The organism is Nonomuraea sp. NPDC049725 (genome assembly GCF_040674795.1).
Lineage (GTDB): Bacteria > Actinomycetota > Actinomycetes > Streptosporangiales > Streptosporangiaceae > Nonomuraea > Nonomuraea ceibae.
In genome coordinates, this window is record NZ_JBFANJ010000001.1 from 563,825 (window position 1) to 576,989 (window position 13,165).

Below are 13,165 nucleotides of genomic sequence, written 5' to 3' on the forward strand. Positions count from 1 at the left end.
TGCGCGCTCATCATGCACCCGGAGGTCGCATGCCCCCCACACGTGGCCGTCCCATCGCGATCAAACTCCTCATCCTCCTGCTCGTCCCGCTGACCTCCCTGGTCGGCCTGTGGGCGTTCGCCGCCGCTCTGACGGCGGGCGACGGGCTGCGCATGCTGGAGATCGACGAGCTGGCGACGAACCTGGCCGAACCCTCCGAGGAACTCACCACCCACCTGCAGAACGAGCGGCTGTCCTCGATCCAGTACGTGGCCGCCAGGCGCAATGCCGAGACCGTGAAGATCCAGCGCTCGCAGACCGACGCGGCGGCCAAGCGGTTCCGTGCGCTGGCGGCGAGCCAGCGCGGCCTCAGCCCGGAGATGACCGCCCAGCTCACCACCCTGAACCGGCGGCTCGACCAGCTCGCGCAGGTCCGGCGCGACGTCGACGCCACCGGCGCGGCCCCCCTCGACCTGATCAACGGCTACAGCCAGATCGTGGACGCCTCCTTCCGGATGTACGACGCGATGGTGCTGGTCCCCGACATGACGCTCTACCGCAACGCCCGCGCGCTGACCATGCTGGGCGAGGCCAAGGAGCTGCTGTCGCGCGAGCGCGCGATGATCGCCGTGGTGCTGAGCCGGGGCCGGGTGACACCCGCCGAGCGCGAGGCGTTCGCCGACTGGACGGCCACCCGGCGGCTGCTCCACGCCCAGGCCATGTCCCACCTCGACGACGGGCTGCGCAAGCCGTACCAGCAGCTCATGGCCTCCTCGATGTACACGGAGTTCACCGAGGCCGAGGACGCGATCCGGGGGCAGGCCATCATCAACGGCCTGCCGGCCGACGCCGCCACCTGGCCCGTGGACGCCACCAACCTGTGGAAGGCCGCCGAGCGCGCCCAGCGCGTCACCGCCAGGGCCATCACCGAGCGGGTCACGCCCGCGGCCACCGGCATCCTCACCAAGATCGGCGTCGCGGGCGGCATCGGGCTGCTCGCCGTGATCGCCTCCATCCTGCTGTCGCTGCGCTTCCGCAAGCGGTTGGTACGCGAGCTCGCCGGGCTCCGCGACGCCGCCACCGAACTGGCCGACGTGCACCTGCGCGACCTGGTCAAGCGGCTGCGCACGAGCACCCAGCCGCCCTCCGCGGCCGAGCTCCCCCCGCTGGAGATCAAGGCGGAGACGTCCGAGGTGCGCGACATCGTGCAGGCGTTCAACCGCGTGCAGTCCACGGCCGTCGAGGCCGCGGTCACCCAGGCCCGCCTCCGGCACGGCGTCAACCAGGTGTTCGTCAACCTGGCCAGGCGCAACCAGTCGCTGCTGCACCGCCAGCTCCTGCAGCTCGACGGCATGGAACGCGGCACCGAGGACCCCGAGGAGCTGGAGGACCTGTTCAAGCTCGACCACCTGACGACGCGCATGCGCCGCCACGCGGAGAGCCTGATCATCCTGTCCGACCAGACGCCGGGCCGCGGCTGGCGCAACCCGGTGCCGATCCTGGACGTGCTGCGCGCCGCCGTGGCCGAGGTGGAGGAGTATCAGCGGGTCGAGGTGCTGCAGGCGCCGCCCGTCGCGCTGACCGGCTCGGCGGTCACCGACGTGGCCCACCTGATGGCCGAGCTGATCGAGAACGCCACGCTGTTCTCGCCGCCGCGCACCCGGGTCGACCTGCGCACCACGGCGACCCCGTACGGGCTGATCGTGGAGGTGGAGGACCGCGGGCTGGGCCTGTCGCGGGCCGAGCTCGACGAGCTCAACACCCGCCTGGCCGAGAAGCCCGAGTTCGACCTGGCGCAGAGCGACCGGCTCGGGCTGTTCGTGGTCGGCCGGCTGGCGGCCAGGCACGGCATCAAGGTCGCCCTGACCGCGTCGCCGTACGGCGGCCTGACGGCCAGGGTGTCGCTGCCGGCGTCTCTGCTGGCCGACCAGCCCGCACTCACGGGCGCTTAGCCGGTCGGAGGCGGTCAGAGCCGGCCAGCGCCGGTCAGAGCCGCACGAACGGGTCGGCGAAGTGCGCCGTGGCGAGCAGCGCGCGGGCGGCGCGCAGCTCGGCGAGCACGGCGGCGCGGGTGGCGGCGGCCCGCTCCTGGTCGTCGTCGTAGACGTAGCGCACGGCGGGGTCGGCGAGCTGCACGGGATGCAGGACCAGGTCGCCGGTCACGGCCAGGTCGCCGACGCGCACGATCTGGTGGCCCGGCGTGTGGCCGGGCGTCAGGTGGACGCGCACGCCGGGCGCGGCCTCGGCGTCGCCGTCGACGACGTGCAACTGGGCCTTGAGCGGGGTGACGACCCGGTCGAGCGTCGCGCTCTCTGCGGCGTCGAGCTCGGCCTGCTGGAGCACGTACCGGGCGTTCTCAAAGAGCGGCCGGCCGTCGTCGGAGACGGCGCCGCTCGCGTGGTCGCTGTGCAGGTGGGTGTGGATCACCGTGTCGACGTCGGCGGGCGCGACGCCGGCGGCGGCCAGCTCACCGGGCAGCGTGCCGGGAACGGGCGCCCAGCTCGACGCGAGCGAGCCGGGGCCGCCGATGCCGGTGTCGACCAGCGTCAGGCGTCCGGCCCGGTCGCGGAGCAGGTAGCAGTGGAAGTGCAGCACCCACGGCTCGTCGGGCAGCGCCGAGCCGGGAAACATCTCCGGCAGCGGGCGGCGGATCGCCTCGCCCATCGCGCCCACGGCGTCGCAGAGCGGCGTGACCTCAACGCCTGAGACAATCCTCGGTTCGTGCGGCACGCGCCCAGCCTAGGCGGCCACGGGCTCGCGCGGCACGTACTCGTTCTCCAGGTCGGCCGCGTAGACGGCGCGGCAGCAGGTCGCGCACCGGTACATGATCGGGCCCTCGTCGAGCTCGCTGTGGCAGCGCGGGCAGCGGGTGCTGTTCATCTCATCCCCCTAGGGTTCTCTTCTCCATGGAACCTTCGGCGCATTGCAAAGGTCCTGCAGCTCGCTTGCTCGGACGCAGAGGGAGCGGAGAAGAACATTGTTACGTTCCGCTGCCCCGAACGCGCGCCGGGACACGAGGAATCCCCCGGGAATAGCTCAACAGGACTAGGCGTTGCATGGACAGCGACGTGTGATACGTTGCCCCCAGCGTTGAGCTTCAAGCTCCGCTGATCTCACCGCCCCCTCTTCGCGGGGCCGGTCTTCTCATTTCCGCCGGCGTTCTCCTTCGTTCGGCGCACCCTTAAGGGGTTCACCATGTCTGTTCACAAGGGCCTTCTCGACGTACGGGAAAAGGCCGCCCACATCCGCATCGACCACCTGCCCGGCCCCGGCGACCTGCGCCTGAGCCCGGCCCAGATCCAGCAGTACGGCCTGCGTCCCGGCGACCACGTCGTCGCCGAGGCGTCGGGCGGCAAGCTCGTCAGCGTCGAGACCGTCAACGGCCACGCCGACTGGCGGAACCGGCCGCGTTTCGCCGAGCTGACCCCCGTACACCCGCAGGAGCGTCTCCACCTGGAGACCGAATCGCTCAGCACCCGGGTGATCGACCTGTTCGCGCCCATCGGCAAGGGCCAGCGCGGGCTCATCGTCGCCCCGCCCAAGGCCGGCAAGACGATGGTCCTCCAGGCGCTCGCCGACGCGGTCACGCGCAACCACCCCGAGGTCCACCTCATGACGCTGCTCGTCGGCGAGCGGCCCGAGGAGGTCACCGACATGCGCGCCACGGTGCGCGGCGAGATCTTCTCCTCCACCTTCGACCACCCCGACCGCGACCACACCGCGATCGCCGAGCTCGCCATCGAACGCGCCAAGCGCCTGGTCGAGGCCGGTCAGGACGTCGTGCTGCTGCTCGACTCGCTGACCCGGCTGGCCCGCGCCTACAACAACCTGGCGCCCGGCGGCGGCAAGACCCTCACCGGCGGCCTCGACGCCGCCGCGCTCTACCCGCCCAAGCGCTTCTTCGGCGCCGCCCGCAACGTCGAGGGCGGCGGCTCGCTGACCATCCTCGCCACCACGCTCGTCGAGACCGGCTCGCGGATGGACGACAGCCTGTACGAGGAGTTCAAGGGCACCGGCAACATGGAGCTGCACCTGGCCCGCGACCTGGCCGAGCGGCGCCTCTACCCGGCCGTCAACCTGGACGCCTCCGGCACCCGCCGCGAGGAGATCCTGCTGCCCGACCGCGAGCGGCAGATCGTGTGGCGGCTGCGCCGCAGCCTGAGCGGCCTGGACCGGCAGCAGGCGATGGAGATGCTCGTCGGCAAGCTGCGCGACACCCCCTCCAACGCGGCGTTCCTGACCTCGGCCACAATGGCCTGATGCTGGCTGACATCGTCGGACACCTGGCCTGCCCGGTCTGCCGGGAGCCGGTGCGGCTCGACGCCGACGCGCTGCGGTGCGCCCGGGGGCACTCCTTCGACGTGGCCAAGCAGGGCTACGTGAGCCTGCTGGTCGGCTCCCGCCCGCCGGGGACCGCCGACAGCGCGGAGATGGTCGCGGCGCGTTCGAGCTTCCTCGAAGCGGGGCATTACGCGCCGCTCGCCAGGGCGCTCGGTGGGAGCGTTCTCAGTCATACCGAATCGTTCTCACACTTGCCTGACGGAGAGGCCGCGAAGGCGTACGGTAGTGCCGAAATGGGTTCCGGCCCGGCACCGCAAGCGCTTGCGGACCGGCCGGTGATCGTTGACGCCGGTGCGGGGACCGGCTATTACCTTTCGGCGGTGCTCACGGCTGCGGGGCGTGGCGTTGGGATGGCCTTCGATGTGTCCAAACATGCTGTACGGCGAGCCGCGCGGGCGCATCCCCGGGCGGGGGCGTTCGTGGCGGACGTCTGGCGCACGCTGCCCATCCGCGACGGAGCCGCCGATGTGGTGATCAACGTGTTCGCGCCGCGCAACGGGCCGGAGTTCCGCCGGATCCTGCGGCCGGGCGGGGCGGTCGTGGTCGTGACGCCGACGGGCGACCACCTGAGCCCGCTGGTCGAGGAGCTGGGGCTGCTCTCCGTCGACGCCGACAAGGAGCGGCGGGTGGCCCGGAGCCTGGAGGGGTTCACCGAGACCGCGCGGCAGGAGGTCGCGTTCGAGATGGAGCTGGGGCCGGCCGACGTGCTCCAGGTCGTGGGGATGGGGCCGAGCGCGTGGCACACGGGGACGGCGGAGCTGGAGGAGAGAATTTCGAGCTATTTCTCCCCCAGAGTCACGAAAAAGCGGGGAAAAGTAGTCGTGAAGGCGGCGTTTTCTCTATCTACCTTCGAAGTGACACCTTACGCAAGACCCGTTCCTTGACGGATGAGTGGGACAGGTGTTACTGATGGGGCATTTAGTCCGAAATTCCCCCACATTCCCGGAGTATTTCCGCGACACAGGCGTAATACTGGACGGCAACCCGCGCCGGGACGGCACGGGCCACAGAGGGAGGGGGCTCGCCGGATGAAGGCGGAGGAACGCTGGCAGGCCAGGTTCCGCGCGTCGCGCATGTCGCTGCCCACCTGGGCCCGACGAGCGCCGAGCCGCTCCATCTACCGCTCCAACGTCACCGGCACCTGGGAGGTCTACGCCTGGGACCGGGCGACCGGCGCCACCCGCCAGGTCACCGAGCGCCCCGGCGGCACCTCCTACGCCGCCATCGACCCCAACGGCCAATGGGTCTACTGGTTCGCCGACACCGACGGCGACGAATTCGGCCGATGGTTCCGCCAGCCGTTCTCCGGCGGCCCCGCCGAGCCCGTCGCCCCCGACCTGCCGCCCGGCCAGCCCGGCGGCATCGCGCTGTCCACCACCGGTCTCGTCGCGCTCACCCTCGCCAGCGAAGGCGCCTTCCGCATCCACCTGGCCCGCGCCGGCGAGCCCAGCCGCCTGCTGTACGAGCACCCCGACGCCGCCTGGGTGACCGACATGTCGCTCGACGGCGAACTCATCGCCATCAACCACGGCGAATACGGCGGCTTCCGCCACCCTGCGCTCCGCGTCATCCGCCAGAACGGCGCCACCGTGAGCGAGCTCTACGACGGCCCCGGCAAAGGCATCCACGGCCTCACCTTCGCCCCCGTGCCCGGCGACCGCCGCCTGCTCGCCCTCCACGAACGCCGCAACCGCCACGAACCCCTCGTCTGGGACCCCGTCACCGGCGAACAGCGCGAGATCTGGCTGAAGGACTCCGGCGACCTCACCGCCGACTGGTACCACGACGGCCGCGGCCTGCTCATCCTGCGCGGCGACCGCGCCCGCAGCCACCTGCACCGCTACGACCTCGCCGGCGGCGGCCTCACCCTCATCGACACACCCCACGGCGTCATCGACGACGCCATCCCCCGCCCCGGCGGGCACGTCGAATACTCCTGGTCCAGCGCCTCCCGGCCGCCCGTCATCCGCTCCAGCACCGGCCAGGTCGTGATGAACGCCGGCGGCCCCGCCGCCCCGCCCAGCGTCCCCGTCGAAGACCTCGACGTCGACGGCCCCGGCGGACGCATCCACGCCCTCGTCAACCGGCCCGAGACCGGCTCCGCGCCGTTCCCCGCCGTCTTCATGCTCCACGGCGGGCCCGCCGAACACGACCAGGACTCCTTCTCCCCCGAGGTCGCCGCCTGGGTCGACGCCGGCTTCGCCGTCATCCGCGTCAACTACCGCGGCTCCACCGGCTACGGCTCCGCCTGGCGCGACGCCCTCCGCCTCGACGTCGGCCACATCGAACTCGCCGACGTCGCCGCCGTCCGCCAGTACGTCGCCGCCCGCGGCATCGCCGACCCCGACCGCATCCTCCTGTCGGGCACCGGCTGGGGCGGCTACCTCACGCTCCTCGGCCTCGGCACCCAGCCCGGCCTCTGGGCCGCCGGCGTCGCCGCCCTGCCCATCGCCTGCCACCAGACGGCCTACGAGGACGAGGGCGAGAGCCTGCGCGCCTACCACCGCGCGCTGCTCGGCGGCTCCCCCGACGAACAGCCGGAGCGCTACGCCGCCAGCTCGCCCATCACGTACGTCGACCAGGTCAAGAGCCCGGTGCTCATCCTCGCCTGCGAGGACGACATGCGCAGCCCGCTCCGGCAGGTGCGCATGTACGTCGACCAGCTCGCCGAACGCGGCTGCGAGCACGAGCTGTACACGTACAGCTCCGTCCGCGGCACCCTCGTCGTCGCCGAGCGCATCACCCAGATGGCCCTGCAGCTCGACTTCGCCCGCAAACACCTCCACGTCCCCTGACGGAAGCGGGCGCCCTCTCGGGAAGGGAGCTCCCTGGGGCGCCTTCGGGACAGAGCGCCCCCAGGCCGAATGCCCCTGAGGCGGGACGTCCCGTCTGTCCGCTTCCCAGGGGCGTCCCCTCGGGTGGGTGGGGAGCCAACACGGTGGGAGCGGCCCTCCCCTTAAAAGGGTGGGGCGCTCCGGAGTGGGTCTCCCTGGATGGTGCGTCAGCGGGCGCGGAGGACGAGGATGGCGAGGTCGTCCGCGCTGGGCCCGGCGGCGAAGTCGGCGGCGCCGCGGCGGATGCGTTCGGCGACGGCGCGGGCCGACAGGCCGGCGCATTCGGCGAGCATCTTGGCCAGGCCGCCGTCGTCGTCGAGGAGCCGCCCGCCGGAGCGCCGTTCGGTGACGCCGTCGGTGACGGCGAGCAGGACGTCGCCCGGGTCGAGGTGGATGGTGTCGGCCTCGAAGACGACCTCGGGGAAGACGCCGAGCAGCGACTGCGGCGTGGTCACGCCCTCGACGACGCCGTTGGGCTTGAGGCGCAGCGCCTCGGGGTGCCCGGCGGAGACCAGCCGCACCTCCAGCCCCTTGTCGGCGGGCGAGATGTCGCCGTGCAGCAGCGTCAGGAACCGGGCCCGTTCGCCCTCTTCGAGGATGGCCTGGTTGAGCCGCCCGAGCACGGCGGCGACGCCGTAGCCCTCGCGGGCCAGCAGCCGGAGGGTGTGGCGGGCCAGGCCGGTGACGGCGGCGGCCTCGGGCCCGGTGCCGCAGACGTCGCCGATCGCGAACCGCCAGGAGTCGTCGCCGGCCTTGAACAGGTCGTAGAAGTCGCCGCCGACCTCGTTGACCTCGCCGGCGGGCTCGTACACGACGCCGTAGTCGAGGCCGGGCACCTCGGGCTCGTTGGGCGGGAGGAGGCTGCGCTGCAGGGCGCGGTTGGCGGCGGCCTGCTGGGCGTAGACGCGCGCGTTGTCCATGGCGAGCGCGGCCCGCCTGCCGATGTCCTCGGCGAGCTGGATGACCTCGTCGGGGAAGCGGTCGGCGCGGCCGAGGCACATGACGCCGAGGCTGCGCCCGCGGGCGGTCAGCGGGACGGCGAGCACGTTGGCGTCGGGCAGGTGGAAGGTGGAGGTGGCGCGGGAGCCGACGGCGGTGACGTCCATCTCGTCGAGCTGTTCGCGCAGGGCGTCGATGCGGGCCTCGTCGGCGTGCCACAGGTAGACCAGGCGCTGCGGCCCGGCCTCGCTCTCGGCGGTGTAGACGCCGCACCAGCTGCTCAGGCGCGGCACCACGATCTGGGCGATGATGGCGGGCACCATGTCGGGGTCGAGGGTGCCGGCGAGCAGGTCGCTCGCGTCGGCGAGGAAGCCGAGCCAGTGGGGGCCGCGGGAGGTCTGCTCCAGCCATTCGGAGGACTCTGCGCCCTTTGCGCCGGGTAGCGTGAGCCTAGCCCAATGGACACGGGAATCGCCCGCGAAGGTGATCCCCCACTCTTCGACGGTGACGGAGGGAGCTTTCGGATCGCCCGATGATGTGCTTCGCTGCTTCAACTCGACCTGGACAGCGCCGCCCAGGTGCTTCCAGATAACCTCGAACGGTTCGTCGACCACCTGCTCGGCGAGATCGCCCGCGACCTGCTCGGCGATGTGGAGCATGCCTCCGGTGGCCCACGCGGTCATCACCTCGCGCGTGAACCTCATCGCGTCCGTCACGGCCGTCTCGCCTGGTGCGAAGGTCGCGGCGAGCACCGCATGGGGAGAAGCAGTCATCCGTACGTGCCTACCACACTTCCCGCTGACTTGGGGTAAATCCAAGGACAGGACTACGAGCTACTCATCGTGACAGACTTGAATCACTCGCCGGAGTCACCGGTGGGTGAAGGAGGCCCCATGACAACGGCCAAGGCCGCGCCAAGTCCTGAGGAGAGGACCTATACCGAGTCGGATCTCGTGCCGATCCTGGAGACGTTGTTCTCCTGGCGTGACGGCGACTTCCGGCGGCGGGTCCCGTACGCGCCCCCGGGGATCCTCAGCGAGGTGCGGTTGCTGCTCAACGAGGTCGCGGACCGTCGCGAACACCTCGCCAACGAGCTGGTCCGGGTGCGCAAGGAAGTTGTCAAGGAGGGCCGGTTCGGCGAGCGGCTGACGCCCGGGCCGGGCGTGGGGGCCTGGGCGGAGAGCGTCGAGTCGGTCAACATGCTGATCGACGCGCTGGTGAGCCCGGTGAGCGGGGCGGCCGACGTCATCGACGCGGTGGCCAAGGGTGACCTGTCGCGCCGGATCGATCTCGACCGGTCGGCCCGGGGCGAGGTGCGCCGCCTGGGCAAGGCGATCAACGGCATGGTGGACCAGCTCGCGTTGTTCAACTCCGAGGTGACGAGGGTCGCGCGGGAGGCCGGCACCGAGGGCCGGCTGGGCGGCAGCGCCAATCTGCGCGGCATGTCCGGGAGCTGGCGTGACCTCACCGAGGCGGTCAACACGATGTCGTCCCGCGTGGCCGCGCAGGTGCGTGACATCGCGGTGGTGACGACGGCGGTGGCCAAGGGCGACCTGAGCCGCAAGGTCACGGTCGACGCCGTGGGCGAGATGTTCGAGTTGAAGAACACCGTCAACACGATGGTCGACCAGCTTTCGGGCTTCGCCGAGGAGGTGACCCGGGTGGCCCGCGAGGTGGGCACCGAGGGGCAGCTCGGCGGTCAGGCGCAGGTGACGGGCGTGTCCGGGGTCTGGAAGGACCTGACGGAGAACGTCAACTCGATGGCCAACAACCTCACCTACCAGGTGCGCAGCATCGCGACCGTGGCGACGGCGGTGGCGCAGGGCAACCTGTCGAAGAAGATCACCGTTGACGCGCAGGGCGAGATCCTGCAGCTCAAGGACACCCTCAACACGATGGTCGACCAGCTCTCGTCGTTCGCCGACGAGGTGACCCGGGTGGCCCGCGAGGTGGGCACCGAGGGCAAGCTGGGCGGGCGCGCCGAGGTGAAGGGCGTGTCGGGTGTCTGGAAGGACCTCACCGACAACGTCAACTCGATGGCCAACAACCTCACCTACCAGGTGCGTAACATCGCCCAGGTGACGACGGCCGTGGCCAACGGCGACCTCACCCGCAAGATCGACGTCGACGCCCAGGGCGAGATCCTGGAGCTCAAGTCGACCATGAACACGATGGTCGACCAGCTGTCCTCGTTCGCCTCCGAGGTCACCCGCGTGGCGCGCGAGGTCGGCACGGAGGGCCAGCTCGGCGGCCAGGCGCAGGTGCGCGGCGTGTCAGGCGTGTGGAAGGACCTCACCGACAACGTCAACTCGATGGCCAACAACCTGACCTCTCAGGTGCGGCAGATCGCGGCGGTGTCGTCGGCGGTGGCGCAGGGCAACCTGTCGAAGAAGATCACCGTCGATGCGCAGGGCGAGATCCTGCAGCTCAAGGACACCCTCAACACGATGGTCGACCAGCTCTCGTCGTTCGCCGACGAGGTGACCCGGGTGGCCCGCGAGGTCGGCACCCAGGGACAGCTCGGCGGCCAGGCGCGGGTGGGCGGCGTGTCGGGCGTCTGGAAGGACCTCACCGACAACGTCAACTTCATGGCCAACAACCTGACCTCGCAGGTGCGTAACATCGCCGAGGTCACCACCGCGGTCGCCAACGGCGACCTCACCCGCAAGATCGACGTCGACGCCCAGGGCGAGATCCTGGCCCTGAAGACCACCATCAACCGGATGGTCGACCAGCTCTCGTCGTTCGCCTCCGAGGTCACCCGAGTGGCCCGCGAGGTGGGCTCGGAGGGGCAGCTCGGCGGCCAGGCCCGGGTCGAGGGCGTCGAGGGCACCTGGAAGCGGCTCACCGAGAGCGTCAACGAGCTGGCGGGCAACCTCACCACGCAGGTGCGCGCCATCGCCACCGTCACCAGCGCCGTGGCGCGCGGCGACCTGACCCGGTCGATCGCCGTCGAGGCTCAGGGCGAGCTGGCGGAGCTGAAGGACAACATCAACTCGATGGTGGCCAACCTCCGCGAGACCACCCAGGCCAACCAGGAGCAGGACTGGCTCAAGTCCAACCTGGCCCGCATCTCCCGGCTCATGCAGGGCCACCGTGACCTGTTCGAGGTGGCCAAGCTGACGATGAGCGAGCTGACGCCGCTGGTGTCGGCCCGCTACGGCGCCTTCTACGGCGTCGACCCCGAGGGCGAGCACGAGCTGCTGCTGATCGGCGGCTACGGGGTGCGGCCGGATCGGGGTCCGCGCCAGCGGTTCGCGTTCGGCGAGGGCATCGTCGGGCAGGCCGCCGCCGAGGGGCGCCACATCATCCTCGACGACGTGCCGCCGAAGTTCATCACGATCGACAGCGGGCTCAGCCAGTCGACGCCGGCGCAGATCGTGGTGCTGCCGGTCCTGTTCGAGAGCCGCGTGCTCGGTGTGCTGGAGCTGGCCTCGTTCACGCCGTTCGGCGAGGTGCACCTCGACTTCCTGACGCAGCTCGTGGAGACGATCGGCGTCACGATGAACACGATCATCGCCAACTCGCGCACCGAGGACCTGCTGACCGAGTCGCAGCGGCTGACGCGCGAGCTGCAGGAACGCTCCGACGAGCTGCAGCGCCAGCAGGAGGAGCTGCGCCGGTCCAACGCCGAGCTGGAGGACAAGGCGGCGCTGCTGGCCAAGCAGAACCGCGCCATCGAGATCCAGAACTTCCAGATCGAGCAGGCCCGCCGCACCCTGGAGGAGCGCGCCGAGCAGCTCGCGGTGTCCTCGCGCTACAAGAACGAGTTCCTCGCCAACATGTCGCACGAGCTGCGCACGCCGCTCAACAGCCTGCTCGTGCTGGCCAAGCTGCTGACGGAGAACGCCGAGGGCAACCTGACGTCGCAGCAGGTCGAGTTCGCCCGGACGATCCACGGCGCCGGGTCGGCGCTGCTCCAGCTCATCAACGACATGCTCGACCTGTCCAAGGTCGAGGCGGGCCGGATGGACATCCACCCGATACAGGTGTCGCTGCCGAAGATGGTCGACCTGCTGGAGGCCGCGTTCGCGCCGCTGGCGGCCGACAAGGGGCTGGCGTTCGCCGTCGACGTCGACCCGGACGTGCCGCAGGAGCTGCGCGCCGACGAGCAGCGCCTGCAGCAGGTGCTGCGCAACCTGCTGTCCAACGCGGTCAAGTTCACCCCGAAGGGCGAGGTCAAGCTGCGGGTGGCGCCCGCGCCGACCGACGTCGACTTCGACGACGAGACCCTGCACGCCGCGCCCGACCTGCTCGCCTTCCAGGTGATCGACACCGGCATCGGCATCGCGCCCGACAAGCGCGAGGTCATCTTCGAGGCGTTCCGGCAGGCCGACGGCACCACCAGCCGCAAGTACGGCGGCACCGGCCTGGGCCTGGCCATCTGCCGCGACATCGCCCGCCTGCTGGGCGGCGAGATCCACGTCGACAGCGAGCTGGGCAAGGGCAGCACGTTCACCCTCTACCTGCCGGCCTCCTACACGGGCCCGCTGGCCGCGACCGACGGCGGCGCCCCGCGCAGGCAGCTCATGACCGCCTCGATCGAGGAGCCCGAGTCGACCTCGCCGGAGCCGCCGCTGCCGCTCGACCTGCCGCTGCCCGAGCTGGTGGAGGCCCCGGTCGAGACCAGCCAGTGGCAGGGCGAGGACCCGCTGAACGGCGCCAAGATCCTCATCGTCGACGACGACATCCGCAACGTGTTCGCGCTGACCAGCGTGCTCGAACGGCACGGCTCCACGGTCGTCTACGCTGAAAACGGTCGTGAGGGGATCGAGCAGCTCGAACGGAACGAGGACGTCGCACTCGTGCTGATGGACATCATGATGCCGGAAATGGACGGGTGGGCCACCACCTCGGCCATCCGGCGCATGCCGCAGTTCGCCGACCTGCCGATCATCGCGCTCACGGCCAAGGTCATGCGCGGCGACCGGGAGAAGAGCATCGCCTCCGGCGCCTCCGACTACGTGCCCAAGCCGGTCGACGTCGACCGCCTGCTCGAACGGCTGCGCGGCTGGCTGAGCCGCGGCCGCGCCGCCGCACCCGAATCCTCCTCCCCGGAAGGGTCGTGATCC

The 13,165-nt window shown here is 70.9% G+C and carries 8 protein-coding genes; 5 read left to right on the forward strand and 3 right to left on the reverse strand.

The features are described from left to right. The first annotated feature begins 29 nt into the window (after positions 1 to 29). Positions 30 to 1,931 carry a nitrate- and nitrite sensing domain-containing protein gene (locus tag AB0J53_RS02950; protein WP_364168164.1) on the forward strand — a complete coding sequence of 634 codons (1,902 nt, stop codon included), beginning with the start codon at positions 30 to 32 and terminating at the stop codon, positions 1,929 to 1,931. Between the two features lie 34 nt (positions 1,932 to 1,965). On the opposite strand, the gene AB0J53_RS02955 is transcribed toward AB0J53_RS02950, so the two are convergent. Further along, entirely contained in the window at positions 1,966 to 2,709 is a 744-nt protein-coding gene (locus AB0J53_RS02955; protein ID WP_364168165.1) for an MBL fold metallo-hydrolase, read from the reverse strand. 9 nt (positions 2,710 to 2,718) lie between these two features. Beyond that, on the reverse strand, positions 2,719 to 2,859 hold the full coding sequence (locus tag AB0J53_RS02960) for a hypothetical protein (protein WP_219498993.1): 141 nt from the start codon (positions 2,857 to 2,859) through the stop codon (positions 2,719 to 2,721). A 315-nt stretch (positions 2,860 to 3,174) separates the two neighbouring features. On the opposite strand from AB0J53_RS02960, the gene rho reads away from it, so the two are divergent. The 3 genes from rho (at position 3,175) to AB0J53_RS02975 (ending at position 7,115) form a co-directional block, all read left to right on the forward strand. Next, the gene (rho, locus tag AB0J53_RS02965) at positions 3,175 to 4,239 is read left to right on the forward strand and encodes a transcription termination factor Rho (protein ID WP_357591708.1); all 1,065 of its coding nucleotides are present in this window, start codon (positions 3,175 to 3,177) and stop codon (positions 4,237 to 4,239) included. Continuing rightward, a complete protein-coding gene (locus AB0J53_RS02970) occupies positions 4,239 to 5,204 on the forward strand; it encodes a putative RNA methyltransferase (protein ID WP_219498989.1) in 966 nt (321 codons plus the stop codon). Before rho ends, AB0J53_RS02970 begins: the two co-directional genes overlap by 1 nt. Positions 5,205 to 5,348: 144 nt before the next feature. Beyond that, positions 5,349 to 7,115 carry a prolyl oligopeptidase family serine peptidase gene (locus AB0J53_RS02975; RefSeq protein ID WP_364168168.1) on the forward strand — a complete coding sequence of 589 codons (1,767 nt, stop codon included), beginning with the start codon at positions 5,349 to 5,351 and terminating at the stop codon, positions 7,113 to 7,115. Between the two features lie 206 nt (positions 7,116 to 7,321). Here the strand turns inward: AB0J53_RS02975 and AB0J53_RS02980 are convergent, their stop codons facing one another. Continuing rightward, positions 7,322 to 8,866, reverse strand: coding sequence for a GAF domain-containing SpoIIE family protein phosphatase (locus tag AB0J53_RS02980; RefSeq protein WP_246643607.1), 1,545 nt, complete (start codon positions 8,864 to 8,866; stop codon positions 7,322 to 7,324). A gap of 120 nt (positions 8,867 to 8,986) precedes the next feature. On the opposite strand from AB0J53_RS02980, the gene AB0J53_RS02985 reads away from it, so the two are divergent. Then, positions 8,987 to 13,162: a HAMP domain-containing protein gene (locus AB0J53_RS02985; protein WP_219498985.1), complete on the forward strand. Its 4,176-nt coding sequence runs from the start codon at positions 8,987 to 8,989 to the stop codon at positions 13,160 to 13,162. Positions 13,163 to 13,165: the final 3 nt, after the last annotated feature.

Coding starts and splice junctions, on each gene's coding strand:
- AB0J53_RS02950 (WP_364168164.1), top strand. CDS start 30: ATGCCCCCCACACGTGGCCGTCCCATCGCGATCAAACTCCTCATCCTC.
- AB0J53_RS02960 (WP_219498993.1), bottom strand. CDS start 2,859: ATGAACAGCACCCGCTGCCCGCGCTGCCACAGCGAGCTCGACGAGGGC.
- rho (WP_357591708.1), top strand. CDS start 3,175: ATGTCTGTTCACAAGGGCCTTCTCGACGTACGGGAAAAGGCCGCCCAC.
- AB0J53_RS02970 (WP_219498989.1), top strand. CDS start 4,239: ATGCTGGCTGACATCGTCGGACACCTGGCCTGCCCGGTCTGCCGGGAG.
- AB0J53_RS02975 (WP_364168168.1), top strand. CDS start 5,349: ATGAAGGCGGAGGAACGCTGGCAGGCCAGGTTCCGCGCGTCGCGCATG.
- AB0J53_RS02980 (WP_246643607.1), bottom strand. CDS start 8,866: ATGACTGCTTCTCCCCATGCGGTGCTCGCCGCGACCTTCGCACCAGGC.
- AB0J53_RS02985 (WP_219498985.1), top strand. CDS start 8,987: ATGACAACGGCCAAGGCCGCGCCAAGTCCTGAGGAGAGGACCTATACC.